20 protein-coding genes are annotated in these 26,877 nt (G+C 64.5%); 4 read left to right on the top strand and 16 right to left on the bottom strand.

The window, feature by feature from the left end:
• Positions 1 to 99: 99 nt before the first annotated feature.
• From FHS48_RS16565 to FHS48_RS16555, 3 genes are all read left to right on the top strand, one after another.
• Positions 100 to 1,071 carry a Bug family tripartite tricarboxylate transporter substrate binding protein gene (locus FHS48_RS16565; protein ID WP_184265058.1) on the top strand — a complete coding sequence of 324 codons (972 nt, stop codon included), beginning with the start codon at positions 100 to 102 and terminating at the stop codon, positions 1,069 to 1,071.
• Between the two features lie 255 nt (positions 1,072 to 1,326).
• The gene (locus FHS48_RS16560; RefSeq protein WP_184265056.1) at positions 1,327 to 1,785 is read left to right on the top strand and encodes a tripartite tricarboxylate transporter TctB family protein; all 459 of its coding nucleotides are present in this window, start codon (positions 1,327 to 1,329) and stop codon (positions 1,783 to 1,785) included.
• A 36-nt stretch (positions 1,786 to 1,821) separates the two neighbouring features.
• The gene (locus FHS48_RS16555; protein ID WP_184265053.1) at positions 1,822 to 3,342 is read left to right on the top strand and encodes a tripartite tricarboxylate transporter permease; all 1,521 of its coding nucleotides are present in this window, start codon (positions 1,822 to 1,824) and stop codon (positions 3,340 to 3,342) included.
• A gap of 83 nt (positions 3,343 to 3,425) precedes the next feature.
• On the opposite strand, the gene FHS48_RS20525 is transcribed toward FHS48_RS16555, so the two are convergent.
• Entirely contained in the window at positions 3,426 to 9,269 is a 5,844-nt protein-coding gene (locus tag FHS48_RS20525) for an ATP-binding protein (protein WP_184265051.1), read from the bottom strand.
• A gap of 382 nt (positions 9,270 to 9,651) precedes the next feature.
• Here FHS48_RS20525 and FHS48_RS16545 point away from each other — a divergent pair, with 382 nt between their 5' ends.
• Positions 9,652 to 9,900: a hypothetical protein gene (locus tag FHS48_RS16545; RefSeq protein ID WP_184265049.1), complete on the top strand. Its 249-nt coding sequence runs from the start codon at positions 9,652 to 9,654 to the stop codon at positions 9,898 to 9,900.
• A 223-nt stretch (positions 9,901 to 10,123) separates the two neighbouring features.
• Here FHS48_RS16545 and FHS48_RS16540 read toward each other — a convergent pair whose 3' ends face one another.
• The 15 genes from FHS48_RS16540 to ruvB form a co-directional block, all read right to left on the bottom strand.
• Entirely contained in the window at positions 10,124 to 11,212 is a 1,089-nt protein-coding gene (locus tag FHS48_RS16540) for a BMP family ABC transporter substrate-binding protein (RefSeq protein WP_184265047.1), read from the bottom strand.
• Positions 11,213 to 11,315: 103 nt separating this feature from the next.
• On the bottom strand, positions 11,316 to 12,206 hold the full coding sequence (locus FHS48_RS16535) for an ABC transporter permease (RefSeq protein WP_184265088.1): 891 nt from the start codon (positions 12,204 to 12,206) through the stop codon (positions 11,316 to 11,318).
• Positions 12,207 to 12,247: 41 nt separating this feature from the next.
• Positions 12,248 to 13,345: an ABC transporter permease gene (locus tag FHS48_RS16530; RefSeq protein WP_260402536.1), complete on the bottom strand. Its 1,098-nt coding sequence runs from the start codon at positions 13,343 to 13,345 to the stop codon at positions 12,248 to 12,250.
• A complete protein-coding gene (locus FHS48_RS16525; RefSeq protein ID WP_184265046.1) occupies positions 13,335 to 14,891 on the bottom strand; it encodes an ABC transporter ATP-binding protein in 1,557 nt (518 codons plus the stop codon). Before FHS48_RS16525 ends, FHS48_RS16530 begins: the two co-directional genes overlap by 11 nt.
• A 207-nt stretch (positions 14,892 to 15,098) precedes the next feature.
• Complete coding sequence (gene folP / locus FHS48_RS16520) at positions 15,099 to 16,157, bottom strand: dihydropteroate synthase (RefSeq protein WP_260402535.1); 1,059 nt, start codon at positions 16,155 to 16,157, stop codon at positions 15,099 to 15,101.
• Positions 16,158 to 16,215: 58 nt separating this feature from the next.
• Positions 16,216 to 18,141, bottom strand: a complete 1,926-nt coding sequence (gene ftsH, locus FHS48_RS16515; protein ID WP_184265042.1) for an ATP-dependent zinc metalloprotease FtsH — start codon at positions 18,139 to 18,141, stop codon at positions 16,216 to 16,218.
• 151 nt (positions 18,142 to 18,292) lie between these two features.
• The gene (gene tilS, locus FHS48_RS16510) at positions 18,293 to 19,642 is read right to left on the bottom strand and encodes a tRNA lysidine(34) synthetase TilS (protein WP_184265039.1); all 1,350 of its coding nucleotides are present in this window, start codon (positions 19,640 to 19,642) and stop codon (positions 18,293 to 18,295) included.
• The gene (gene ybgF / locus FHS48_RS16505; RefSeq protein ID WP_184265037.1) at positions 19,627 to 20,568 is read right to left on the bottom strand and encodes a tol-pal system protein YbgF; all 942 of its coding nucleotides are present in this window, start codon (positions 20,566 to 20,568) and stop codon (positions 19,627 to 19,629) included. Before ybgF ends, tilS begins: the two co-directional genes overlap by 16 nt.
• Before the next feature lie 474 nt (positions 20,569 to 21,042).
• Positions 21,043 to 21,534, bottom strand: a complete 492-nt coding sequence (pal, locus tag FHS48_RS16500) for a peptidoglycan-associated lipoprotein Pal (protein ID WP_184265035.1) — start codon at positions 21,532 to 21,534, stop codon at positions 21,043 to 21,045.
• A 176-nt stretch (positions 21,535 to 21,710) separates the two neighbouring features.
• Positions 21,711 to 23,042: a Tol-Pal system beta propeller repeat protein TolB gene (gene tolB / locus FHS48_RS16495; protein ID WP_416046521.1), complete on the bottom strand. Its 1,332-nt coding sequence runs from the start codon at positions 23,040 to 23,042 to the stop codon at positions 21,711 to 21,713.
• A 115-nt stretch (positions 23,043 to 23,157) separates the two neighbouring features.
• Positions 23,158 to 24,120: a cell envelope integrity TolA family protein gene (locus FHS48_RS20520; RefSeq protein ID WP_184265031.1), complete on the bottom strand. Its 963-nt coding sequence runs from the start codon at positions 24,118 to 24,120 to the stop codon at positions 23,158 to 23,160.
• Between the two features lie 13 nt (positions 24,121 to 24,133).
• A complete protein-coding gene (locus FHS48_RS16485; RefSeq protein ID WP_184265029.1) occupies positions 24,134 to 24,580 on the bottom strand; it encodes an ExbD/TolR family protein in 447 nt (148 codons plus the stop codon).
• Between the two features lie 32 nt (positions 24,581 to 24,612).
• Positions 24,613 to 25,323, bottom strand: a complete 711-nt coding sequence (gene tolQ / locus FHS48_RS16480; protein ID WP_184265027.1) for a protein TolQ — start codon at positions 25,321 to 25,323, stop codon at positions 24,613 to 24,615.
• An 18-nt stretch (positions 25,324 to 25,341) separates the two neighbouring features.
• Positions 25,342 to 25,824, bottom strand: a complete 483-nt coding sequence (ybgC, locus tag FHS48_RS16475) for a tol-pal system-associated acyl-CoA thioesterase (protein ID WP_184265025.1) — start codon at positions 25,822 to 25,824, stop codon at positions 25,342 to 25,344.
• Positions 25,821 to 26,864, bottom strand: coding sequence for a Holliday junction branch migration DNA helicase RuvB (gene ruvB, locus FHS48_RS16470; RefSeq protein ID WP_184265084.1), 1,044 nt, complete (start codon positions 26,862 to 26,864; stop codon positions 25,821 to 25,823). Before ruvB ends, ybgC begins: the two co-directional genes overlap by 4 nt.
• Positions 26,865 to 26,877 lie beyond the last annotated feature (13 nt).

Genomic DNA, 26,877 nt, shown 5'->3' with positions numbered 1-26,877 from the left:
GTTGATCCGCTGCCCCGATGACGGGGCACAGACCAAAACGTTCAGGCCGGTCAACACCGGCTCAACCCGGATCTACCGGGATCATTCGGGAGTGAAACCATGAAGCGTTCTATTATCGGACTTCTGGCGATTGCCGGTGCCTTTGCCGCCGTGACCCTGCCCGCGCAGGCCGAACCGGCCAAGCCGGAATGTCTGGCCGGAGCCAAGCCGGGCGGCGGCTTTGACCTGACCTGCCGCCTTGCTGCCAACTCCATGCTGGAAACCAAGATCATTTCCAAGCCGATGGCCGTGACCTACATGGAAGGCGGCGTCGGGGCGATTGCCTACAACCACGTTATCGGCAAGCGCAACACGGACGGCAACCTGATCACCGCCGCCTCCAGCGGCTCCGCCCTGCTGATCGCACAGGGCAAGTTCGGCCAGTATGACGAAACTGCCGTGCGCTGGCTGGGTGCGGTCGGTGCCGATTACGGCGTTCTGGTGGTGGCTGCCGACTCGCCGTACAAGACCCTTGCCGACCTGATCGCCGCCTATAAGGAAAACCCGACCCAGTTCGCCATCGCCGGCGGTGGTGCCGTCGGATCGCAGGACTGGATGAAGGGCGCCCTGCTGGCCAAGGCTGCCGGTCAGGAAGCCAAACAGATGCGTTACGTCGCCCTGGAAGGCGGCGGCGCGGTGCTGACCGCGCTGGAAGGCGGCCATGTCAAGGTCGGTGCCGGTGATGCCGCCGAAATGGCCCAGCACCATGCCGCCGGAAAGGTCCGTGTTCTGGCGGTGATGTCGCCGAAGCGCCTGCCGGGGTCCCTGCAAGATGTTCCGACCGCCCGCGAGCAGGGCATGAACATCGACTGGCCGGTGTGGCGTGGTTACTACGTCGGCAAGAATGTCTCTGATGCCGATTACAAGTGGTGGGCCGCCGCCCTGTCGAAGCTGGCCCAGACCCCGGAATTCGCCAAGGAACGCGAAGCCCGTGGCCTGTTTGAATACACCATGATCGGCGAGCCGTTCGAAGAACAGGTCAAGGCCGATGTCGTCCGCTTCAAGACCATGATCAAGGAAGCCGGGCTGTAAGCTCCGCCCCGGTCCTTGTTAATCCTGCGATGGCCGGAGTGTCTGCTCCGGCCATCATGGTCTGCCTTACGGTCGGCGCAGGGTTTTCCCTGCCGGATCCGCAGACGGCCCTCTCTCCTTTTCTGTCAAGACCGACAGCACCGGCCCGGTGACGCCTGATGCGGAGACCGGTACCCCGGTCTGCCGGTCTCTCCCGTTCACATCATGCACCGTCCTGCCCGTGCCCGGGCGCCGGAGTGTGCGGAAGGAACAGTCATGTCCCATCTTTCTACTCATCCCAGACGAACCGGTCTGATCGGCGCCGCCTGCCTGCTGCTTCTGGCGCTGGCCTATGGCATCGGCGGCAGCACCATTACCTATGCCTTCGCCTCCGATCCCCTCGGCCCCCGGGTGTTTCCGGTCATCCTTGCCATCGCGCTGGCCGTGCTGTGCATCTTTTATGCCCGCACCCCCGGTGATGCCGAGGAATTCCCGCGCGGCCTGACCATGGTCCGCATCATGGCGATCCCGGTGACCCTGATCGTCTTCTGCCTGCTGATGGAAACCATCGGCTTCCCGATCATGGTGTTCTGCATCGTCACCATCATCAGTGCCCTGTTCGGGGCCTCCTTCGTGTTGTCCGCCATCGGCGGAGTCATTCAGGCGGCCCTGTGGTGGTTTATCTTCTCCTATCTGCTTGAAGTCTATCTGCCCGTCGGCAGCCTGTTCGGCTGACGTCCAGCCCACCCCGGGACATAAAGAGTCACATCCATGAATCTCGATTATCTCTGGAGCGGGTTTGCCGTCGCACTGTCGGCACAGAACCTGCTGATCGGCCTGATCGGTGCCTTTATCGGCACCATGGTCGGCGCCCTGCCCGCCATCGGCCCCATCAACGGCATCGCCCTGCTGCTGCCGATCGCCTATACCATGGGCCTGCCGCCGGAAAGCACCATGATCCTGCTGGCTGCCGTTTATTGCGGCGCGGAATACGGCGGACGCATTTCCTCGATCCTGCTCAACGTGCCGGGGGATGCCGGAGCGGTGATGACGGCGATGGACGGCAACCCGATGGCCCGTCAGGGCCGCGCCGGGGAAGCCCTGATGCTGTCCGGGATCGCTTCTTTTGCCGGTGGCATGATCGGGGCAACCGGTCTTGCCCTGTTTGCCCCGTTGCTGGCCAGCATTGCCATCGGTTTCGGTCCGGCTGAATACTTTGTGCTGATGGTCTTTGCCTTCGCCACCCTGGGGTCGATGGTCGGCAGCGCCCCGGCCAAAACCCTGATCGGCTGTGTGCTGGGCCTGATGCTGGCCACCGTTGGCCTTGACGCCACCTCCGGGGCCTACCGCTTTACGTTCAATGAACCGGAACTGGGCGATGGCATCGAATTTGTGGTGCTGGTGATCGGCCTGTTCTCCATCTCTGAAGCGCTGCTGATTCTGGAAAACCAGACCAAGGGCCACACCGTCATCCGCGAAATGGGGCGGATGCTGGCCCGCTGGAGCGACATCGTCAAGATCACCGGGGCCACCCTGCGTGGATCGATCATCGGTTTCGTGGTCGGTGTTCTGCCGGGAACCGGGGCATCGGTGTCCAGCTCGGTGTCCTACACCACCGAAAAGCGCATATCCAACAGCCACGACACCTTCGGCAAGGGCGACGTGCGCGGTCTGGCCGCCCCGGAATCGGCGAACAACGCCACTGCCTGCGGTGCCTTCGTACCGATGCTGACCCTCGGCGTGCCGGGGTCCGGGACCACGGCGGTGATGCTGGGCGCGCTGATGCTCTACAACATCCAGCCCGGCCCGATGCTGATCGCCGAGCGGCCGGAAATCGTCGGCGGCCTGATCGCCTCCCTGTTCATCGGCAACATCCTGCTGCTGGTTCTCAACCTGCCGCTGGTGAACATCTTCGCCCGCATCCTGACCCTGCCGAACTGGATTCTGGTGCCCGGCATCCTGACCCTGTCGGTGGTCGGGGTTTACTCCACCCATTCCTCCATTTTCTCAGTCATACTGATGCTGGGGATCGGGATGGTCGGCTGGCTGCTGCGCAAGGGCGGCTTTGACATGGCCCCGATCATTCTGGGCTTCGTGCTGGGCCGGGTGATGGAAGTGAACCTGCGCAACGCACTGGCCATCAGCGGCGGGGATATCGGCATCCTGTTCCAGAGCAAGATTTCCCTGATCCTGTGGGCCATGGCCATCGGTATCGCCTTTGTCCCGGTCCTGCTGGCCCGCCGCGCTAAAAAACGCCGGATCGCCGCCGAACAGGTGGAGCAGTCCGCTTAAGACACTCCGTTCTATGGTTCCCTTGACCCTGCTGACCGCCGGTCTGCCTGTGTGCAGACCGGCGGTTTCCGTTTGCGGCCCCCTCAGACCGGCTCCACCGGCGCGGAGTCTGCGGCCACCTGTTCCGTAATCACCGGAACCACAGCCACCGGCACCCGCACCACCATCCGCGTGCCGCCACCGGGGTTTTCCTCGCTGACCACAGACCCGTGCAGCAGGCCGGTCACCAGATTGAAGACAATATGCAGACCGAGGCCACTGCCGCCGACCCCACGCCGGGTGGTGAAGAACGGATCAAAGATCCGGTTGCGGACATCGGCGGGAATCCCCCGGCCATCATCGGAATAGACCATCTCGACAATCCCCGGCTGGGGCATCGACACCACCACCCGCAGCCGCCCGTGCTGGCCCGGCAAAAAGGCATGGTCAATCGAGTTGGTGACGAAATTGGTCAATATCTGCGACCACGCCCCGGGATAACTTTCCACCACCAACCGCTGCGGGCACGACAGGCTGAGGGTATGGCCCGCCTTGCGCAGCATCGGCGTAAAGCTGCGGATCACTTCCCACAGATAGTCCTCAACATTAAAGCGGCGACGGTCGCCGCTGCTCTGGTCCACGGCGATCTGCTTGAAGCTGGTGATCAGGTCAGCCGCCCGGCGGATATTGGTTTCCATCAGCGCGGTGGTTTCCGCCGCCTGCTCCACATACTGCTGCAACTGCGACCGCCGCAGGACATCAGAGGTCAGCGCGGTTGACAGTTCCCGCGTCCGTTCGGACAGGAAGGAGGCCGCCGTCAGGGTAATCCCCACCGGCGTGTTGATCTCATGCGCCACCCCGGCGACCAGCTCCCCGAGGGAGGCCATTTTTTCCGCCTGAATCAGACTGTCCTGCGCGCTGCGCAGATCCTCCAGCGCCGCCTCGGCATCGCGCCGGGCCTGCATCAGTTCCCGCTCGCGGCGGCGTTCTTCGGTGACATCCAGATAAATCTGCACTTCCCCGCCATCTGCCATAAAGCGGCGGCGCACCTGTATGTGCAGATCCCCGGCCAGCTCCACCTCCGCCGCCAGCTTATCCGGATAGACTGACCGCCCGGCCGCCGCCCGTTCCATCAGGATTCCGGCCAGCCGTTCCGACAGCACGCCGGAAGCAATGGTTGAGGAAATCAGCGCCGCCTGCGACACCCCCCGGCGCTGCAACGCCGGAGGAAACCCGAACAGCTCCATCGCCCGGTTGTTCCACACCATCATCCGGCCTTCAGCGTCAAACAGGATCAGGCCGTCGCTCATATTATCCAGCGTCGCTTCCAGCAGCCGGGTTTTTTCCGTCGCCTCCCGCGACCGTTCCTCCACCTGCCGTTCCAGATCCCGGTTCAGTGCCGCCATGTTTTCGTAGAACTGCGAATTTTCCAGCGACACCATCACCTGTGCCGCCAGCAGGCGCAGCACCTCCAGCCGGTCGGTGGTGAACAGCCCGGTGACGAGATTGTTCTCCAGATACAGCACGCCGGTCAGATCCCCCCGCTGATACAGCGGCATCGCCAGCACCGACAGCGGACGGACCCGGGTCACATAGGGATCCGCCGTAAAATCCCCGCCCCGGACCGCGTTCTCCAGCACCACGGTTTCCCCGGAGCGGATGACAAAGTTAAAAATCCCCCGCGAAAACGGCAGAAAGTCAGCCGGAAGGTCATCGTTGACCGGAATTTGCATGCGGTGGACCAGAAAACGGTCGCTTTCCGCCTCGCCATCCACCTCAATCACCCAGCCGGAGGCCCCTTTCAGCAGCAGGACGCCGCGCTGCGCCCCCACCGCCCCCATGGTGATCCGCATCAGCCGTTCCAGAAGGTCCGGCCGGTGAATTTCCCCGGAAATCGCCTGAGCCGCCCGGACCACCGCCATCAGATCCGTCTGCCCGGCGGCCCGGCGCTGGGCCGGGGTCCCGGCCGGGGAAGCCCCGCCCCAGGCCGCCGCCGATGCCATACCCCGCCACAGGCCATCCGGCGTTTCCCGCCAGCTGGTGCGCAGGCGCTCGGACAGTCCGGCCGCCCCCCAGACATCCAGCGTCTCAAACACCTGCCGCCGCAGCATCCCTGCCACCGCCGTCCGCAGCCCCTGCTCATGGAAAGCTGCCGCCGCGCACAACACCAGCACCTCTTCCCCGGTATTGCCGTTATCCCGCGCCGCCTGTAGGGCCCGGGCATAGAGATCGGAGGCATCCTGACTGTCGCTGATGCGGGCATCCTCGGCCCGCAGCAGAAGCAGCCGGTGCAGGTGCTGCACCGGGCATTCCGCCGTCCAGACCTCAAACTGCCGGATCGCCTGCCGCAGACGGCGACGGCGGCGGCGCAGACCGCTGCGGTCAGCCAGACGTGTGCCGACAAAGGCACCATAAAACACCTGCACGGAGCGGGACACCGTCCCTTCCGCCCGGGCTGACAGTGGATCCGCCGCGGCCAGCGCCTCCATCGCCTGCGGAAAGGCTTCCGCCGCCGTCAGGACGATCACCGTCAACAGCAGGGTCCCATAGGCGACCAGCGGATTCCCCGCCGCCAGCAGAGAGCGGATATCCTCCTGCGTCTCGGTCCAGACCACCACCGGATCCGCCAGAGCGCCGGGCTCCGTCAGCCGGACCAGAAACCGGCTGACCGCCCCCACATAAGCCCCGGCAATCGCATTGGGGTACCGGCGCAGAAACACGGCCGCCCGCGTCGCCTCCATCCCCAGATCCCGCAGGGACACGCCGGAGAAAACCCCCTGCTCCAGTGCCGCCGCCAACGCATAGGCGGCGGTTTCCGTATCCCCGGTCTCCATCGCCAGACGGTGGCAGTCCAGCAGGCCGCGCCGGGTCTGCTGTAACGGCTCCTGCCAGTGCAGACCAAGGTAATAGAGCGGCAGCAAGGCCCGCGCCTTCAGGGCCGCCCCCGGACTCTCCCGCAGCAGGGTGATCCCCCGGGAGGCCAGACGGAACGCCTGCTCGCGGTCCCCGCGGGAGGCACAGACCGAGGTCAGCATGGCATGGGCATAGCCCAGATGCAGACAATCCCCAATCCGCAGCGCCAGCTCGATCACCCGCAGGGCATAGACCGGAGCCAGATCCGGACGGCTGATATGCCGGGCGGCGGAAACCGCCAGCAACAGGCGCAAGGCAGCCTCAGCCCGGGGGTTGTCGGCCCGGGATTTCCGGCCGGGGGCATCCGCCAGAAAACGCTCCGTCAGCCGCAGGCGGATCAGCGCCGCCAGACGGCAGAAGCCGCCGAGGCGGGACGAAACCGGATAACCGAGCGCGGTCGCCCCCCGCAGGGCCGCATCAACCGCCGCCGCCGGGTCGGTGCGTGCCGACAGCGACAACACCCGCAGCTCAGTCGCCCGGGTGGTGTCCAGAGGATCAAGGGGCTGCGCCAGAACCCTGTCCAGACTGCGGTCCAGATCCGCCCATTCCCGCAGGACATAGGCCGCTTCCGCCGCCACGACGTGCAGGTCAAGGCACAGGGCAGGCTGATGCTGCCAGGCCTCCGCACCCAGAAAGCCAATCCCGCTGCGGGCATAGCTGAGTGCCGACGAAAACCCGGCGGAGGCCATCGCCGTCCGGGCCGCCTGTAGGTTCAGACGGGCCATCCGATCCTGCTCCGCCGGATCATAGACCTCTGCCGCAGCGGCGTTGATCTGGTCGAGAGCCCGGAACAGAGAGGGGCCGGACGGCGCCTCCCCCAAAGCCGCCAGCCGTATCCTGCCGAGGCTGGCATGGCGACGGGCGCGGCTGTCCTCCGTATCCGTCGCCCCGACCATATCGCGGATGCGGTCATGCTGAAACCGGAACCGCCCCCCGGCGGCGGCAGTCGGTTCGGCCCCCTCCTCGGGGTCATGTCCGCCTTCGCCCAGCGGCATCACCAACCCTCCGGCAACGGTTTCCCGCAGGGCTCCCTCAACCGCCCCCGCCTGCACCTCCAGAGCCTGCCGGATCTCCTCCGGGTCGAAAACCATGCCGATACAGGCCGCCACCTGTAGGACCGTCCGGGTAAAAGGCGAAATCTCCCGCAGGGACTGCGCCAGAAAGCCGATCAGGCTCTCCGGGGCCGGAAGGTGGGGGACCATCGCCGGATCCCACCGCCACAGATCGGCCCCACCATCAAACCGCAGCACCCGCCGTTCGTGCAGCGTTGCGATGAACCGTTGCAGGAACAGAGGATTGCCGAAGGTGCGGCGGATGCACAGCTCTGCCAGCTGCGGGCCGTTTTCCAGTGCCGGAACGAACGACCGCTCCAGCAGGGTCAGCGCATCCGCCGCAGTCAGGGGACCGGGGCAGAGCGTGCGGACCGGAATGGCAGCCTGTTCGACCGCCTCGAGAAAAGCCGCCACAGCGGGGCTGTCCTGCTCGACAGTGCCGTCAGGGAGGGACGCCACCACAACCACCGCACGCAGCGCCTGTTCCTGCAGCACATACAACAACAGATCAAGCGTGGACCGGTCCGCATGATGCAGATCATCAAGGATCAGCAGCAGGACCTGCCCCGGCTCCAGCAGGGCCTGTAAAAACCGCACGAAGACCGCCCGGAAAGCGTCCCCCGGAAGGTCTCCGCCCTGCCCGGACGGTGCCTGATGGTGCCCGATCAGGACGGACAGCGGCGGCATCGCCGCCGTCAGCATCCACACCGGGCCGCTGTCGTCGCGCCCCAGCGCCGCTTCCAGACGGGTGCGGACAGACCTCAGATCCCGCTCTCCCCCGGCCAGATTCTGCCGCAGGATCCGGGAGAAGGCCGTCATGATCACCCCAAAGGGAACATGGCCCTGCTGACTGTCAAACTGCCCGCGCACCACCAGCGCCGAAGAGGCCGCATCACAGCGGCTGACCGCCTCCAGCAATGCAGACTTTCCGCCCCCGGAGGCGGCGCGGATCAGCTGAAGAGAGCCCCGCCCCTTCATCGCATGCAGCAGGGCATCCCGGAGGCTGTCCTGCTCTGACCGGCGGCCCGGCAGATCTCCGGCCGGATCCGTTTCCACCGTGCGGTGCCGCCGGGGAGCAACAGAGGGGACGGAAGGCTCGCGAAGAGAACCGAGACAGTGTTCCAGAGCGCTGCGGATCTCGCTGCCCCGCTGATACCTGCGGTCAGGATCCTTCTCCAGAAGGCGCATGACCACCTGCGCGGTTTCCGCCGATATCCGGGAATCCAGCACATCCGGGGCTTCCGGTGTGCGCCCCAGATGAGCATGCAGAAGATCCTGCGGATCCGTGTCGCCGAATGGCAGGCGCCCGGTCAGCAGCGCATAGAGCAGAACACCGCTGCTGTAGTAATCCGCCCGTAGATCAACCGGCCGCTGTAGAAATCCGGTCAGTTCCGGCGCAACGCAGGAGGAATCAGGTGGATCGCCGTAACGCTGCCACAGCTCTCCCGCCGGGGCCGCCGCTCCCTGCCCGATCAGCCGCACCTGTCCGTCAGGATCAAGCAGAACATGGGAAGGATGCAGGCCGCCAAGAACCAGTCCGCTCCGATGCAGCGGCCCCAGAGCCGTCATCAGCCCGATGCCGAACCGCAGGGCCGCCGCCTCATCCCAGTGTCCGGGCGGCCCCTTGTCGCCGGAGCTGAACGGCAACCGCAGCACCCGGGCCCCGGTATCCGCCATCACCAGAACCGGCCCGCCCCCCCGGACCGGGGTACCATTGGCCATCAAAACCCCAAAGGAAGAGGTTTCCAGTGCCAATACCGGCGGTGCCCCGGCACCGGACAACTGCCAGAGCACATCATGCTGCCGCGACAGCTGGGCCGTCAGCTCGGACAGGGTTTCCTCCGGGTCAACCGTCAGCACCGCCGCATCAGCCGGAAGCTTCAGAATCACCGGGCGCCCCGGCCCGTCATCGGCGCGCAGCCAGCCGCGCCAGACCGCAAACCGTCCACCCACATGCAGGCATTCATCAAAAACATATGGCATTATGGTGACGGACCCTGTTTACCCCGGACGGTGTACCCCCAGAGGACGCACCCACAGAGGACGCACCCACAGAGTCAGAAAATCCAGCCCTTTTGGCAAGCCACCTGTTACAGATTGGACAAAACCAGCCACAATACGCACCCTGCCCCTACAGCACCGCCAGAATCGGCAAATCCCGCAGGCAAGTGACCGGTCCGCACAGGCCAGCCCCCCTGCGCTAGCCTGACCGTTGCACTTAAAATCATTTTCAAAACTTAAGGTTCCAAACTCAAGTTTTCTCTCCCCCCACGCGGCAGAACCCTTTAATATTGCATCATTGGGGGGATGTACCGGGGAAACGTCGGGTTTCCGGCGCATGTGGCAGTCATATATCGAGGATAAAATGGCACGCAAAACCGTTGAGCTTGGGCAGCGTTTTCAGGATGTGGGCAATCCGCGCGTGCTTTGGGAAGTTGAATTCCTGTATACCGACGGCCATGGAGTTCCCCATGCCCGTCTGCGCAATGTACAGACCCGGGTTGATGCCCGCACCTACAGCTGTGCGGTCCTGAACGACCCGCGCCGCTTCAAGCTGGTGGCGTCTGTCCCCACTGCGGCACAGCCCCCCGTGGCGGCTGCCCCCGAGGCCTGAGCCCGGGAAAGACTGCCACCGGGTTCCTGCGGCCTGAGACAGGTTTTCTGAGAGACAGATCAAAGGCCGCCCGCCGGGGCGGCCTTTGGCTTTGGGGCTCCGGGATTTTTCCGCCGGAGTCTTTTTCCGCAGTCCTTCCCTCACCATACTGAAAAAGCCGCTCCGGATCGTCTCCGGAGCGGCTTTTCCCTCTGGCTATCCTGCCCGGCGGGCTGGATAGGGCTTACTTCGGCAGTTTGCCCTGCACGCCTTCGACGTACCAATCCATCGACAGCAGGTCCTTGTCGGTCAGGGCCGCACCGGCCTTAACCCGTTCCTTACCGTCCTGATCCTTGATCGGACCGGCAAACGGATCCAGGGTCCCGCCCTCAATCCCGGTCTTCACGTCCATCGCCGCCTTCTGCACGTCCGCCGGGATCGCCGGGTTCAGCGCGCCAAGCTTAACCATCCCGGCCTTGAAGCCGCCCCAGGTGGTCTCAGCCTTCCACTTGCCGTCCATCACCGCCTGAACGCGGGAGATGTAATAGCCCGACCAGTCATCAATGATGGAGGTCAGCAGGCGCTTCGGGCCGAACTTGGCCATGTCAGAGGCCTGACCGAAGGCCCAGACACCCTTTTCTTCCGCCACCTGCACCGCAGCCGGGCTGTCGGTGTGCTGGGTGATGATGTCAGCCCCCTGCGCGATCAGGGTCTCGGCGGCTTCGCGTTCCTTGCCCGGATCATACCAGGAGTTGACCCAGATCACCTTGACCTGAACGTTCGGGTTCACCTTGCGGGCGGCCAGCGTGACGGCATTGATGCCACGCACCACTTCCGGAATCGGGAAGGAACCGATGTAGCCGATGACGTTGGTCTTGGTCATGTGACCGGCAATGGTGCCGATCACCGCCCGGCCTTCATGGAAGCGGGCGTCGTAGATGCCAAGGTTGTCAGCGGTCTTGTAGCCGGTGGCGTGTTCAAACTTGGTCTTCGGGAACTTCTTCGCCACCTTGAGGGTCGGATTCATGAACCCGAAGGAGGTGGTGAACACCAGATCATAGCCCTGCTGGCCGAACTGGGCGATCACGCGTTCCGCATCAGCGCCTTCCGCCACGTCTTCGACATAGGCGGTCTTGATCTTGTCGCCGAAGTGGGCTTCCAGCGCCTTGCGGCCAACATCGTGCTGATACGACCAGCCGAGGTCACCGACCGGACCGACGTAGACGAAACCGACCTTCAGCGGATCAGCCGCCTGCGCGGTGGCAGCGCCGCCCAGCAGGCCCGCCAGAACGGCAGCAACAGCCGCCAGACGGGTTCCCTTGAACATTCCCATTCCTCACGCTCCTGTCAGCGGGCCTGCCAGCGGACGGGACTTTCCCCCGTGGCATCAGCCGGAAAACATCACGACACACCCCATCCGGGCCAGGATTTCCCCCTTAGCCTTCCGGATGAAATACCTTGCCGATACTGGCCGGTGCGTTCAGGCGGATCCGCGTACTGTCGCGGGAAATCAGCACCAGCACCACAATGGTCGCCAGATACGGCAGCATCGACAGCACCTGCGACGGCAGATCGACCCCCATCCCCTGCACATGCAGCTGAATGATGGTGATACCACCGAACAGCCAGGCCCCCAGCAGGGCGCGCCACGGCCGCCAGGTGGCGAACACCACCAGCGCCAGTGCGATCCAGCCGCGCCCGGCGGTCATCCCTTCCACCCACATCGGGGTATAAACCAGCGACAGGTAGGCCCCGGCCAGACCGCAGCAGGCACCGCCGAACAGCACCGCCCCCAGACGGATCAGCCGCACCGGATAGCCGATGGCATGGGCGGCATGCGGGCTTTCCCCCACCGCGCGCACCACCAGACCGGCCCGGGCCCGGGCGAAAAACCACCAGATGACCCCGGTCAGAGCCAGCGTCAGGTAGACCATCGGATCCTGCCCGAACACCAGTTTGCCGATCAGCGGAATCTGCGACAGGGCGCCCAGTGATACCGCCGCCATCGGCTCCACCGTCTGGCCGACAAACCCCTGCCCGACGAATGCCGACAGGCCGATCCCGAAAATGGTCAGGGCCAGCCCGGTCGCCACCTGATTGGTCAGCAGATACAGGGTCAGGAAGCCAAACAGCAGGGCCATCGCCATCCCGGCCAGCATCGCCGCCAGCAGACCGAAGGTCATCGAGCCGGTGGAGACCGTTGCCGCAAACGCCGCCACCGCGCCGGTCAGCATCATCCCTTCAACGCCGAGGTTCAGCACACCGGACTTTTCCGTCACCAGTTCCCCCAGCGCCGCCAGCGCCAGCGGCACGGCGGCCCGCATCATCGCCACCAGCAGCAGGGCGGTGGCATCCAGCAGTTCAATACTCACGCCTTCGCCTCCTGCTGCGGGCGGCCGAAGCGCACCCGGTACCGGATCAGAACATCAGACGCCAGCAGGAAGAACAGCAGCATCCCCTGAAACACCCCGGTGACAGCCAGCGGCAGGCCCATGCCGATCTGGACGGCCTCGCCCCCCAGATAGGACAGTGCCATCAGCAGCGCTGCCAGCAGGATCCCCACCGGATGCAGGCGGCCGAGAAAGGCGACGATGATCGCGGTAAACCCGTACCCCGGCGACACCGTCGGCTGAAGCTGCCCGATCGGTCCGGCCACTTCCGACACCCCGGCCAGACCCGCCAGCGCCCCGGACACCAGAAACGACAGCCACACCACCTTGCGCTGGCTGAATCCGGCATAGCCCCCGGCGGCAGGCGTCAGGCCCATCACCTTGATCTGGAAGCCGACAAAGGTGCGGGCAATGATGAACCAGCCACCGACCACCGCCGCCAGCGCAAACAGCGCGCCGAAGTGCAGGCGGGTTTCCGCCAGCAGCACCGGCAGCAGGGCCGAATCACTGAATATCCGCGATTCCGGGAAGTTGAACCCCTCCGGATCGCGCCACGGGCCATGCACCAGCAGGCTGAGAATCAGGGTCGCCACATAGGTCAGCATCAGGCTGACCAGAATTTCCGAAGCGTGGAACCGGGTCTTCAGGAAGGCCGGAATAGCCCCCCACAGCATGCCGCCAACCATTCCGGCCACGACCATCAGCGGCAGGATCCACCAGCCTTCCATGTCGTAGCAGGCCAGCGCCACACCCCCACCGAAAATCGCCCCGAAGGTCAGCTGCCCTTCGGCCCCGATGTTCCAGACGTTGCCCCGGAACCCCAGCGCCAGACCGATGGCACACAGGGCCAGCGGCGTGGCTTTCACCACCAGTTCCCCCAGCCCGTAGGCCGTGGTCAGCGGCGAGATAAAGAACGTATACAGCGCTTCCGGCGCATTGAAGCCCAGCACCTGAAACAGCAGGCCCCCGGCCAGCAGGGTCACCACCAGCGCCAGCAGCGGTGTCAGATACACCATCGACGGAGAGGCATGCCCACGCGGTTCCAGACGCGGCATGAACGACGGCTTATGCGCCATGATCGTCCTCCCACTCGTCAGCAGAGTCAAACAGGCCGCCCATCAGCAGCCCCACCTGCTCCACCGTGGTTTCCCGGGCGGCACGCAGGGACGACAGGCGGCCATGGCACATCACCGCAATGCGGTCGGCGATGGTGAACAGCTCATCCAGATCCTGACTGACCACCAGCACCGCCGCCCCCTGATCGCGCAGATCGAGCAGCGCCTGATGGATCTGCGCGGCCGCCCCGGCATCCACCCCCCAGGTCGGCTGGGCGCAGATCAGCAGTTTCGGCTTTTGCAGGATTTCGCGGCCAATGATGAATTTTTGCAGGTTGCCGCCGGACAGTGACCGCGCTTCCGCCCGCCGCCCGTGGGTGCGGACGTTGAAGGCCTGAATAATGCGGTCCGCGTAGGCATTAACCTTGCGGAAGGAGATCAGCCCCCGGCTGACCAACGCCTGCCGCCCATAGCCGGACAGCAGGGCATTGTCGGCCAGCGACAGATCCGGGACCGCCCCCCGGCCCAGACGTTCTTCCGGCACAAAACCCATGCCGAGATCACGGCGGCGCTTCGGCCCGAGACGCCCCACCGGCTGCCCATTGATATGGATGGCATCGTGGTCGGCACTGCGGTGTTCGCCGGAGAGGGCGGCCATCAGCTCGTTCTGGCCATTGCCTGCCACCCCGGCGATACCGACGATCTCACCGCTGTGCACCGACAGCGAGATGTCCTTCAGGTCAACCCCGAACGGCTGAAGAGAGCCGAGGCTGAGGTTAGTCACCTGAAGCCGCGCCTCGCCCCGGCGGGTGCCGGAAATGCTGCTGCGGGCGGTTTTCAGCTCGGTCCCGATCATCATCTGCGCCAGTGCCCGGGCGCTGTTTTCGCGCGGATCGCAGGATCCCACCACGTCCCCGGCGCGCAGAACCGTCGCCTGAGAGCACAGGGCGCGGATTTCTTCCAGCTTGTGGGAAATGTAGAGGATGGTACAGCCCTCGTCGCGCAGGCGGCGCAGGGTCTCAAACAGGGTATCGGCCTCCTGCGGGGTCAGCACCGAGGTCGGCTCATCCATGATCAGCAGGCGCGGATTCTGCAACAGGCAGCGGGTGATCTCCACCCGCTGGCGTTCCCCCACCGACAGATCATGCACATGGCGCTGCGGATCCAGCGGCAGGCCATAGCGCTGCGACACTTCGGCAATCCGGGTTGCCAGATCCTCCAGCGGTTCCCTGGCATTGATACCAAGGGCAATATTCTCGGTGACGGTCAGCGACTCAAACAGCGAAAAATGCTGGAACACCATGCCGATGCCAAGGGCACGCGCCTGTGCCGGGCTGCCGATGTGCACCGGCTGGCCATCCCACAGGATCTCGCCGCTGTCAGCCTGCTGAACGCCGTAGACGATTTTGACCAGAGTCGACTTGCCAGCCCCATTTTCCCCGAGCAGGGCATGGATTTCCCCCGGCTGCAAGGTCAGAGAGACCGCCTTGTTGGCGTGACAGCCGGGAAAACGCTTGTCAATGCGCCGCAGCTGTAGGCGCGGCGGGGGAAGCTGATCCGTCTGCACTCGTTGAAACCGTCTGCAAAGATCGAAAAAACGGACGCCGCCCCTGCTCTTTTCCGAGAAGGACGGCGATCCCTGACGACACGCGTCACATGAAGCTGTTGTGACATGCGAAAAATAAAAGACAGCCTGCATGCCGTCCAGAGGATTCACATGCCGGGGACGGGGATTTTTTGCAGCAGCGAACCCCCGCCCTCCCGTCAGCGAAAATCAGGCCTGCCAGACTCGCAGCGCCTGCACGGTTTCCCCGACATCATGCACACGCACGATCTGCACCCCTTGCTCCCAGCCACGGATGGCCGCCGTCAGCGACCCCGGCAGGCGGTCCTTCGGCAGAGGGACTCCGGCAAGGCGCCCGATGAAGCTTTTGCGGGACGCCCCCAGCAGGACCGGACAGCCCAGACCGTGCAACATGCCAAGGCTGCGCATCAGCGCCGCGTTGTGCTCCACGGTCTTCCCGAAACCGATCCCGGGATCGACGCACAGATCCTGCCGGGCGATTCCCGCCGCCAGACAGGCCTCCACCCGCGCCGCCAGCGACTCGAAGACCGCCACCGGCGCATGCGGGTAGGACGGATCCGCCTGCATGGTCCGGGGGTCTTCCCCCTGCATGTGCATCAACATCACCGGTTTGCCGAGGCGGACCGCCATCGGCAGGCTGTCCGGGTCCCCCAGCAGGGCAGTGACATCGTTCAGGATCGCCGCCCCGGCAGCCACCGCCGCCTGCATCACCACGGCGTGGCGGGTATCAATCGACACCACCGCCCCCCGGTTGGCCAGTTCGCGGATCACCGGCACCACCCGGGCGATCTCCTCCTGCGGCGACACCGGATCAGCCCCCGGCCGGGTCGATTCGCCACCGACATCAAGGATCGTCGCCCCGGCGTCCAGCATGGCGAGACCCCGGCTGACGGCGACCGCAGAATCGGCGTGGTCTCCGCCGTCCGAGAAACTGTCCGGGGTGACATTGACAATCCCCATCACATGGGGCCGTGCCATATCCAGCCCGGCGAAGGCCGGACGCAGCCCTTCAGTCGCCGACAGGCGGCGCTTGACCGTCGCCCACAGCGCTTCCCCGCCCTCCCGCGCCCAGCCGGTCAGGCTGTCACGGGTGCAGTCCACCTGCGTGATCTCCGCCGGGCCGGTTTGCAGCCACACCCGCCACGCCAGAATTGCCCGCCCGGACGCAGGAACCCCGCCCCCCAGCGGCACCAGCCACAGCGGCGGAACACCGGCAGCCGCCAAAGACTGATCTCCGGCGGCTGTCATGGAAAAACCCCGCGGCAAGGCGGGGTTTTCCACAACCGTAAAGGTCGACGTCATCCGGTTACTGCCCCGGCTGCGGTTCCGGTCCCGACACCGGCGGAACCGAAGTCGGCACCGAGGACTTGCGCGGCGCGGCAGTGTCTCCGCCGGTGCTGCCGGTGCTGGAGCCATTGCCATCCCGCACCACCGGCTCGCCGTTCATCACCGCCCGCAGTTCCTTCCCGGAGAGGGTTTCGTACTCCAGCAGGGCCTGTGCGATCCGCTCCAGCTGGTCGCGGTTCTCCGTGATGATGTCGTAGGCGCGCTTGTAACCCTTTTCGACCAAACGGCGGATTTCCAGATCAACCTCACGGGCGGTCTGCTCGGAAATGTTCTTGTGGGTGGTCACAGAATGACCAAGGAACACTTCCCCTTCCGGTTCGCCGTACGCGATCGGGCCGAGAGATTCCGACATCCCCCATTCCGTCACCATGCGGCGGGCCCGGTCGGTCGCCATCTTGATATCCTGCGCGGCACCGCTGGTCACCTTATCCGCACCGAACACCACTTCTTCGGCAATCCGACCCGCCATGGCGATGGCAAGGAAGGATTCGAGATAGGCCCGGTTGGCGGAATAACGGTCCCGTTCCGGCAGGCTCTGCACCAGACCCAGCGCCCGGCCACGCGGCACGATGGTCGCCTTGTGAATCGGGTCATAATCCGGGGAATGCAGGGTCACCAGCGCATGGCCGCCTTCATGGTAGGCCGTCAGCTTCTTTTCATCTTCGGTCATGACCATGGAACGGCGTTCCGCCCCCATCAGGACCTTATCCTTGGCTTCTTCAAAATCGGACTGCGACACCACGCGCTTGCCCTTACGGGCGGCGAGCAGCGCAGCTTCATTGACCAAATTCGACAGATCCGCACCGGAGAACCCGGGGGTGCCACGGGCAATCACCCGCACATCCACATCCGGCCCCAGCGGGGTCTTACGGGTATGCACCTTCAGGATCTTTTCACGGCCGCCCACATCGGGATTCGGCACCACCACCTGACGGTCGAAACGGCCGGGGCGCAGCAGCGCCGGATCCAGCACATCCGGGCGGTTGGTGGCCGCCACAAGGATCACGCCCTCGTTGGCCTCGAAACCATCCATTTCCACCAGCAGCTGGTTCAGGGTCTGCTCCCGCTCATCATTCCCGCCGCCGAGACCGGCACCACGGTGGCGGCCCACCGCGTCGATTTCGTCGATGAAAATGATACACGGCGCATTCTTCTTGCCCTGATCGAACATGTCGCGGACACGGCTGGCACCGACACCGACAAACATTTCCACGAAATCAGAGCCGGAGATGGTGAAGAACGGCACATTGGCTTCCCCGGCGATGGCACGGGCCAGCAGGGTCTTACCGGTACCCGGGGGGCCGACCAGCAGCACGCCCTTCGGGATCTTGCCGCCAAGACGCTGGAACTTCTGCGGATCGCGCAGGAATTCCACGACCTCTTCCAGTTCCTGCTTGGCTTCGTCGATGCCCGCCACGTCTTCAAAGGTGACGCGGCCGGATTTCTCGGTCAGCAGCCGGGCCTTGGACTTCCCGAAGCCCATGGCCCCGCGTGAGCCGCCCTGCATCTGACGCATGAAGAAAATCCACACGCCGATCAACAGCAGCATCGGGAACCACGAGATCAGGATCCCCCAGAAGGTCGGGGATTCATCATCCCGCGGCATCGCGTTGATGCGCACATTGTGATCCCGCAGGGAGCTGACGATGTTCGCCCCTTCCGGCACATACACCGAGAAGGTCTGCCCGGTCTGCATCTGCCCGGTCACCCGGTCACCCTGAATGGTGACACTGGAGATATCGTTGCGGTCCACGTGCTCCATGAATTCGGAGAACGCCAGCGACGAGGCGTTGGTACGCGGCGTCGAGGTCTGGAACAGGTTGAACAGCGCCACCAGAAGCACGGCGATGATCACCCACAGCAGCAGATTCTTGCTGAAATTCAAGGGACAGCCCTTCCGTACCAAAAGCCGGGCCGGGATCGTGACCGGTCGGCGGACAAACTTATAACTCTTCACATAAGACGGGCCTGCGCGGACGCAAGGATTCCGTCATATCTGTCAACCGCTGTGACCAAAACGCCACAGCAATCCCAATTCAGGGGACCGCCCGCCGGATCAATCCGGCCGGGCTGACCGGATGCACCGGGGCAAACCGGACCTCCGGCAACGCGAAGGACCCCCTGTCCTGAAACTCCTGCCCTATGGAATAGCCCAGATGCGGCACCGATACCAGTATCCGATCGGACCATAAGGAGGGAAGAGTGGGCAGTGAACGCCGGGGCAGGCCCACAGCGTCCCCCGGTGCGCAGGCAGCACGGCGCACAGCCTGCACTCCCCCCTGCCCCAGAGGGCGCAGGATCAGCGAAACGGCCGGAGCTGATTCGCGACTCGCCTGAGGCCATGACACGCGAAACCGCCGGTCCCAGACCACAGACTCGCCCCATCGCAGAACCTGAGGACGGACCGACCGCATCTCCCGCCAGATCCACAGGCAGCCCCGTTCCGCGACAATCCGGCAGCCACCCAGCGTCATGTCCTGCCCCCAGCAGGACAAAGCCCGCTCCAGACGCTCAGCCCGGGGCGGATAGACCTGACCGCCAACACAGGCCAGAAGGCCCGACAGAGCCCGCAGGCTGACCTCTTCCGGCTGATCGCGCCAACGGGCTGGAGCGGTGATGCAGGCAACGCCCGATGGGAACAGGCTCACCGTTTCAGCAAGCAGCCGCACGGACAGCGCATCAAGCCCTTCCCGGCTGCGGGCCAGTGTCCGCGCCGTTTCAGCAAGCCGCCCCGGCGTCAGACCTTCACCCGAGAGGGCCGGGAGCAGTTTCCGCATCCGCACACGGGCATAAGCCACGGAGTCGTTCGACGGATCACAGATCCAGTCCTGTCCGCAGGAGTGCAGTGTGGCCACCAGCCGGGCCTTAGGAAGGGGCAGCAGCGGACGCAAAATCCGGCACTCCGCCGTGTGCGTGACCGCCGCCATTGCACTCAGGCCACTGACCCCACTGCCCCGGGCCAGACGCAGCAGCAGGGTTTCAGCCTGATCTTCCCGGTGATGGGCCAGCAGCAGATGCAGAATGCCATGGGCGGCGCACCAGTCCTGCAACAGCGCATAGCGATTCCGCCGGGCCCAGTGCTGGATATCCCCTTGGGGGGCGGGAGCCGTAACGGTCAGGATGCGATGCGGAATACCGTAACCCGCCAGCCAGCGCCCGACCTGAACCGCCTCCTCTACGGCCTCAGCGCGGAGTCCGTGGTTAACGGTCAGCGCCGTCACCGTCCCCCCCTGCCGCCGCGCCCAGCGGTCCGCCAGAAGACACAGGGCAAGGCTGTCCGCGCCCCCGGAAACGGCAATGGCCAGACCGGGTGCCGTTTCAAACGGACCCAGTCCAGCCATCAGAGCCGAAAAGTCGCTGTCGCTGACCGTCAGGTCTTCGGGCACTTCAGGCGGTCCCGTTCCGATTCCGCCCGGCGCTTGGTCACATCCGACGCCGTCGGATATTCCTTCGGGATCCGGGTCAGCGCCGCACAGGCCTCTTTGGTCTGGTTCAGGGCGCCCATCGACAGGCCAAGCTTCAGCAGATTATCCGGAGCCTTGTTGTTCTTCGGATAATTCCGGTACCCATCAAGGAAGGCCACGGCAGCGTTCTTGAAGTCCTGACGGACGTAGAAAGTCTCGCCCAGCCAATACTGGGCGTTTCCGGCCAGATCATGCTTGGGGTTCTGCTTCACGAACGCCTCAAGCGCATTCTGGGCCCCGGCATAATCGCCGTTGCGCAGCAGCGTGGAGGCGTAATTGTACTGCTGCTCCGGGCTTCCTGCCGGAAGACCGGCCGGGGCCGCCTGCGGTGCCGCGGGCTTGTTGGCCGCCGACTGCGGCAGCACACCGAAAACGCCGGGCTGCCCACCGGTCGCCGCCGGGGCCGGAGTGGACGGAGCCCCGGCTGCCGGAGCCGCCGCTGGGGCTGCGGCCTGTGCCCCGCCGCCATGCTGTTCCAGCTGTTGCAGGCGGAAATCCATGTCCTTGGAAATATTATCGACCCGGGTGTTGACCCGCGCCACCGAATGCTGAGTTTCCTCCATCCGGCCGGTCAGGTCGGCCATCTGCCGCTCAACCTCGGCCAGACGCAGCATCAGCTGAGACGCGGCATCGCCCCCCATCGCGGCACCGCCACCGGCCGGAACGGCAATGCCATTGCCGCCGGACTGGCGCTGTAGCATCGAAAGGTCACGCTCCAGCTTCTGGATCCGTTCCGCCATGTCGCTGATATCCTGCGCACCGGCTGCGGTCGGCAGAACCGTCAGGCACAGGACAAGGCCAGACACCGCAGACGCCATGCGCCCACGGGCCGACAGGATAGGAAGCATCTGAGCGACACCCATTCTCTTCACCCGCTGCAAGTTTCACACCGTTTCCGGCCTATTTCAGGGCCGCAGACTTCCGGACCGGCAACGGCCCGCCCCCGGCTGTCAGGCCGGAAGCTGTCTTACGGCGCCGACAATGACATGGGGATTACTTTTTTTCTATGAACCCGTGCCGGATTTCGGTGCAGAAATTCCACACCGGACGGCAGAAAAACCACACAGACGGATCTCCGTCACCGGATCGCGACCGCGCTGGCAAAGATTTACCGTCTCAGCCAACCAGTACAGCATGGCAAAACCATGACGCCCTCCGGGACAACCGATAAGTCGCGGGCAGATCATCCGGCAGACCGTAAAAACGGCGACGCCTGCGTCTGTCCACCTTCCCGGTCGGGAGAGCGGACGGACGCAGGCGCCATGATGCCGTTTCCGTCAATCAGTCCTGTACCGCATCAAGCGGTACGGCGCTGCTCCGGATTACTGCAGGACGGAAACGCCACGGCGGTTCTTGGCCCAGCAGGCTTCGGTGGAGTCACCGCATTCCGGACGTTCCTTACCGTAGGAAACGACCTTCAGACGGTCAGCCTTGACACCCTGAGCGCCCAGGAACGCCTTCACGGCGTTGGCACGGCGTTCGCCCAGAGCAAGGTTGTATTCGCGGGTGCCGCGTTCGTCAGCGTGGCCTTCGACGACGACAGCGTACTTGGTGTACTTGTTCAGCCAAGCAGCCTGGTTCTTCAGGACAGCCTGACCTTCAGCGCTCAGGTTGTACTGGTCGAAGCCGAACAGGACGCGGTCACCGACCACAACCTTGAATTCTTCGACGGAACCCGGAGCCGGGGCAGTCTTGCCAGCGGTGGTCGGGGCGGTGTTGCCGGTGGCGGACTTGCTACCAGCATCTTCAGAGGCGGTCGAGCACGCAGCGAGCAGCGCAGCAGCAGCGACGACAGGCAGCAGACGGAACTTCATCTTATTTCCCCTCGACTTCTTTAGCATGGGGTTTGAGTTCATTATGCGCAGTCGGGAGAGCAAGGCTCCGGCTGCGCCAAAGCGACGGGCACCTTCCTACCGGTGCCCATCGCGTGGCTTATATAGCCTTTTTGCGGCAGCGTACAGAGGGTCTTTACAGCTTTTTTATTCTGATATCAGGGAAGAAGGGGCGACCACGCCGGATCCGAGGAACCCTGCGGGGTCACAAGGCGCCGTTCGTTGAATCCGGTCAGGTCAATGCTGAACAGTTGCGGTGCAGCACCGTTGGCTTCCTGACGGTAGTACATCAGCACGCGGCCATTGGGGGCCCAGGTCGGGCCTTCCATCAGGAACCCATTGGAAAGCATACGTTCCCCGGTCCCATCAGGACGCATCACACCGATGTAGAACTCCCCGCCCTTCATCTTGGTGAAGGCAATCAGATCCCCGCGCGGCGACCACACCGGAGTGGCGTAGCGGCCATCGCCGAAGGAGATGCGGCGGACGTTATTGCCCTGCGAGTCCATCACATAAAGCTGCTGGGCACCGCCCCGGTCAGAGTTGAAAACAATCTGCTGACCGTCCGGCGAATAGCTCGGCGAGGTGTCGATCGCCGGGTGGTTGGTCAGGCGGGAGGTGCGCCGAGTCCGCAGATCCATGTCATACAGCTCGGAGTTCCCGTCCTTGGCCATCGACATCACGACCTTGTTGCCGTCCGGCGAGAAGCGCGGGGCAAAGGTCATCCCCGGGAAGTCCCCGAGCAGTTCCTGACGGCCGGTGTCGATATTGAGCAGATACACGCGGGGCGACCCGTTGTAATAGCTCATATAGGTGATTTCCTGCGCCGTCGGCGAGAAGCGCGGGGTCAGCACGATGTTGGAGCCATCGGACAGATAATGATGGTTTGCGCCGTCCTGATCCATGATCGCCAGACGCTTGACGCGCTTGGTGGCCGGGCCGGTTTCGGAGACATAGACAACACGGGTATCAAAGTAGCCGTCCTCGCCGGTGACCCGCTTATAGATCTCGTCGGCGATGATGTGAGAGACGCGGCGCCAGTTTTCCGGCTGGGTCACATAGGCCTGCCCCTTCATCTGTTCGCCGCCGTAGATATCCCACAGGCGGAAGGCCAGACGCAGGCGGCCGTCAGGCTGCGGCTCCACCACGCCCTGCACCAGAAGCTGGGCGTTGATGGTGCGCCAGTCGGTGAAGCGCGGCTGGGTGTCCAGCGACGGCAGATCCTGAATGAACGCCGCCTTGTTGATCGGCGCAAACAGGCCGGACCGTTCAAGGTCGGCGCTGATGACGGTGGCGACATCACCGCCGAATCGACCGGCATCACCGGGACCGGCAAAGTCCGGAATGGCGATCGGCATCGGCTCGACCTTGCCGCGGGTGATATCGATCTTCACCTCGGCACGGGCAGTGTGCGGGGCAACAGCCGCCGCCAGGGCGACGCCCGCGACGGCCAGCCCAAACAGCGCCGCACCCATGCGGCGCAGAGACATCTGACGGACACTCTTCATCATCGCTGCGCTGGTCCTCTCACATCGCCCCGGAAGCAGGGCCTTACGAACACGGGCGCCTGACCGTGGCAGGCGCACCCTTGACATCTTTACACGGTCACAACCGGTCCCGGGGAGCGAAACTCAGCTCAAGGACCTTGAATTCCTCGTACTTCTGGTTCGGATACTTCAACGGCTGCGACTTCAGGACCGCCCGCTTGGCGGTATCGGCCATCGCCCGGTATCCCGAGTCGGTGTTGTACCGCACGGTATCGGCAACATCCACCTTCGAAACCGTCCCATCGGGGTTCATGTAAACCCGCAGCACGATCACCATGGACTCGATGCCCTTGGCACCGACGTCAAAGACCCAGTTCTGTTCAATCTGGGCACGGATGGCATCCTTCTCGCTCATCGTCGCCCGATCGGCGACCGGAGCATTGAGGATGCGCGGAGAATTGGCCGAATTCGTGGCCCCCTGAGTCGGGGCCGACGGCGCGGCCTGCGACGGCGGCGGCGTACTGGCCTTCGGCTGCTGGCGGTACTTCTCGACGTTCTTCATCAGGTCCTTGAACGGATCCTCCTCCACCGGTTTTTTCGGCGGGGTTTTCTCCGGCTCAGGCTTCGGCGGCTTCGGCGGCTCGGGCTTGGGATCCGGCTTTTTCGGTTCCGGCGGCAAGGTCGGGTCAACCTGTTCCGATTTCGGCGGCTCAGGCTTCGGCGGTTCCGGTTTCGGCGGCTGTGGCTGCGGCTTTGGCGGCTCCACCGGCTTGGGCGGTTCCGGCTTCGGCGGCTCGGGCTTCGGCGGCTCCGGTTTCGGGGGTTCGGGCTTCGGCTCCACCTTCGGCGGCTCCGGCTTGGGCTCCACCTTCTGGGCCACCTGCTCTTTCTGCTTGGCGCTCGGCGGCGGCGCAGCGGTCCGCTCAGCGATTTCCACCAGATCAATCACAATCGGCGCGTCCTCAACCGGCATGTCGCGGCTGAGGAACGGCAGCCCCAGATAAGACAGGGCACCGACCAGCACGTGCACACTGACCGAAAGGATCAGGCTACGGCGCAGTCCGGAGTCGTGGTCGGACACGGGCCCCTACTCCTTACTTCTTGGCTTTGGCGCTGGCGGGCTGGGTAATCAGGGCGGCCTTGGTAAAGCCACCCGCATACAGGGCCCCCAGGGCCTGCATCACCACGCCGTACTGGCTGGCGGCATCCCCGCGCACATAGATCCGCACATCCGGATTGGATCCGGCGATGGCCTTCACCTTCTCCGGCAGCTGTTCCAGCGTCACCGGGCTGTCGTTCAGGAACAGCTTGCCGTCCCCCTGCACGGTAACGTAGAGCGGCTTGTTATCCTGCTCATTCATGGCCGGGGCCTTGGCCTTGGGCAGATCAACGGTCACCCCGGTGGTCACCAGCGGCGCGGTGACCATGAAGATCACCAGCAGCACCAGCATCACGTCGACCATCGGTGTGACGTTGATATCCCCCATCGGCCTGCGTTTGCGGCGCCCGCCACGGCCACCGCCACCCACATTCATGCCCATGCCTGCGGTCTCCTGCTCGTCAGATCAGCGGTTCAGCCACGCTCATCGAGCTGACGGGACAGAATCGCCCCGAACTCGCCGGCGAAGTTTTCCAGACGCTGGGCAAAACGGTCCATGTCGGAGGAAATCTTGTTGTAGGCCAGCACAGCCGGAATCGCCGCCACCAGACCGATGGCGGTGGCGAACAGGGCTTCGGCGATCCCCGGCGCAACGGTGGCCAGGCTGGTATCCTTGCTGGCACCGATGGCGGCGAAGGAATTCATGATCCCCCACACCGTGCCGAACAGCCCGATGAACGGGGCCACCGACCCGGTGGAGGCCAGAAAACCGACCCGTTTTTCCAGCCCTTCCATCTCGCGGGTGACGGTGATGTGCATCACCCGTTCCAGCCGCTGGGCCAGACGGACCCGCATGGTGACATCCCCGGCGGTATTGCGGCCGGAGGAGCGCCGCCATTCCCGCATCGCGGCAACGAAAACCGCTGACATCGGATCCAGCGGCCGGTTGCCGATCCGCTCGAACAGGTCTTCCAGCGAACCGCCGGACCAGAACCGTTCCTCGAAATCGTCAGCCAGCGTCACAACGCGGCGCATTTTCATCGCCTTGTCGATAATGATCGCCCAACTCCAGACCGAGGCCCCCACCAGGGAGAGCATCACCATCTTGACGATGATGTCCGCCTGAAGGAACAGGCCGATCATCGACAGATCGTGCGAGGCAGCAGGAAGAGACGAGGCATCCATGGTGATGTTTCCGAGCCTTCAAAGAGTCTGTGATTCGGAGGGTTCTACTACAGGAACAGCCGGTCTGACCAGCAGCGCCCGCACAGCGGCGGGAATTCTGGCCGGGCGGCCATCAGCCACCCCGCCGACCCGCATACAGGCCAGCGTGACCTGAACCCGGACAAGGGTTTCCCCGTTCAGGGTGATATCCTGCCCGATAACAAGGGTTGCCCCGGTGACATCCGCGACCTGGCTGACCACCACCAGTGCATCATCCAGACGCGCCGGGCGGCGGTAATCGGCAGTGCAGTGCCGCACGGCAAAGGCCACACCGTCCTGCTCCAGCATCCGCCGCTGCTCGATCCCCAGCAGGCGGACCATCTCGGAGCGGGCGCGTTCGGCAAACTTCAGGTAATTGGCGTAATAGACAATCCCCGCCGTATCGGTGTCTTCGTAATAGACCCGCAGCGGGTACAGGTGCGTTCCGTCGGCCAACCGGCCGGAGGTGGGAAGAACGATCATGCCCCCTCCTGATCCGGGTCAAGCAGGTCAAGCTGGCTTTTGGCCGCTTTCGGAACGGACAGCCCCAGATGACCAAACCCCGAGTCCGTCAGCATCCGCCCGCGCGGTGTGCGCTGGATCAGGCCCTGCTGCAACAGAAACGGCTCGATCACTTCTTCCAGTGTGTCACGTTCCTCAGACAGCGCCGCCGCCAACGTATCCACCCCGACCGGACCGCCGCCGTAATTCTCGGCAATGCACTTCAGGTACCGGCGGTCCATGGCATCCAGCCCGCGCTTATCCACTTCCAGCCGCCCCAGCGCCGCATCGGCGATGAAGGCGTTGACCGGCAGACGCTTCGCCACCACGGCAAAGTCACGCACCCGGCGCAGCAGACGCCCGGCCACACGCGGCGTGCCGCGGGACCGCCGCGCCACTTCCAGCGCACCGTCATCGGTGATCGGCAGATCAAGAATGGCAGCGGCACGGCGCACGATGGCGAGCAACTCCTCCGGTTCATAAAAATTCAGCCGCAGCGGAATCCCGAACCGGTCCCGCAGCGGAGTCGTCAGCAGTCCGGAGCGGGTGGTGGCCCCGACCAGCGTAAACGGCTGAAGGTCAATCCGCACACTGCGGGCAGACGGTCCATCCCCGATAATCAGATCGAGCTGGAAATCCTCCATCGCCGGATACAACACTTCCTCTATGGCAGGATTAAGGCGATGGATTTCGTCGATGAAAAGAACGTCATTGCGCTCCAGATTTGTCAGAAGCGCTGCCAGATCCCCGGCTTTGGCAATCATCGGGCCGGAGGTGGCGCGGAAACCAACCCCAAGCTCCCGCGACACAATCTGCGCCAGCGTGGTCTTGCCCAGCCCCGGCGGGCCGAACAGCAGCACATGGTCCATCGCCTCGCCCCGGGCGCGGGCCGCCTGCACGAACACCGACAGGTTCTCGCAGACCTGCCGCTGCCCGATGAAATCCTCCAGCCGCTGCGGCCGGATGTGGCTGTCATCGCCTTCCTGCTTACCGGCGGCGATCAGGCGGTCAGACCCGGCCATCTCATCGGTGCGG

Origin of the sequence: Novispirillum itersonii (genome assembly GCF_014205675.1) — a bacterium.
Classification (GTDB): Bacteria; Pseudomonadota; Alphaproteobacteria; order Rhodospirillales; family Rhodospirillaceae; genus Novispirillum; species Novispirillum itersonii_A.
Note: the sequence above shows the minus strand (reverse complement) of the source record. Positions and strands in the feature narration are given on the sequence as shown.

Bases quoted from the DNA above. Each gene is read 5' to 3' on its own strand.
- ybgC (WP_184265025.1), bottom strand. From the start codon at position 25,824: ATGATCGTTCTTCCCACCTCCGGCCGGTTGGCCGACGGAACGCACCTG.
- FHS48_RS16530 (WP_260402536.1), bottom strand. From the start codon at position 13,345: ATGGCGCATAAGCCGTCGTTCATGCCGCGTCTGGAACCGCGTGGGCAT.
- tolQ (WP_184265027.1), bottom strand. From the start codon at position 25,323: ATGGATGCCTCGTCTCTTCCTGCTGCCTCGCACGATCTGTCGATGATC.
- FHS48_RS16535 (WP_184265088.1), bottom strand. From the start codon at position 12,206: ATGATGCGGGCCGCCGTGCCGCTGGCGCTGGCGGCGCTGGGGGAACTG.
- tolB (WP_416046521.1), bottom strand. From the start codon at position 23,042: ATGTCTCTGCGCCGCATGGGTGCGGCGCTGTTTGGGCTGGCCGTCGCG.
- FHS48_RS16485 (WP_184265029.1), bottom strand. From the start codon at position 24,580: ATGGGCATGAATGTGGGTGGCGGTGGCCGTGGCGGGCGCCGCAAACGC.
- ruvB (WP_184265084.1), bottom strand. From the start codon at position 26,864: ATGGCCGGGTCTGACCGCCTGATCGCCGCCGGTAAGCAGGAAGGCGAT.
- folP (WP_260402535.1), bottom strand. From the start codon at position 16,157: ATGACAGCCGCCGGAGATCAGTCTTTGGCGGCTGCCGGTGTTCCGCCG.
- FHS48_RS16540 (WP_184265047.1), bottom strand. From the start codon at position 11,212: ATGGGAATGTTCAAGGGAACCCGTCTGGCGGCTGTTGCTGCCGTTCTG.
- FHS48_RS16565 (WP_184265058.1), top strand. From the start codon at position 100: ATGAAGCGTTCTATTATCGGACTTCTGGCGATTGCCGGTGCCTTTGCC.
- FHS48_RS16555 (WP_184265053.1), top strand. From the start codon at position 1,822: ATGAATCTCGATTATCTCTGGAGCGGGTTTGCCGTCGCACTGTCGGCA.
- ybgF (WP_184265037.1), bottom strand. From the start codon at position 20,568: ATGCTTCCTATCCTGTCGGCCCGTGGGCGCATGGCGTCTGCGGTGTCT.
- FHS48_RS16545 (WP_184265049.1), top strand. From the start codon at position 9,652: ATGGCACGCAAAACCGTTGAGCTTGGGCAGCGTTTTCAGGATGTGGGC.
- FHS48_RS20525 (WP_184265051.1), bottom strand. From the start codon at position 9,269: ATGCCATATGTTTTTGATGAATGCCTGCATGTGGGTGGACGGTTTGCG.
- pal (WP_184265035.1), bottom strand. From the start codon at position 21,534: ATGAAGTTCCGTCTGCTGCCTGTCGTCGCTGCTGCTGCGCTGCTCGCT.
- FHS48_RS16560 (WP_184265056.1), top strand. From the start codon at position 1,327: ATGTCCCATCTTTCTACTCATCCCAGACGAACCGGTCTGATCGGCGCC.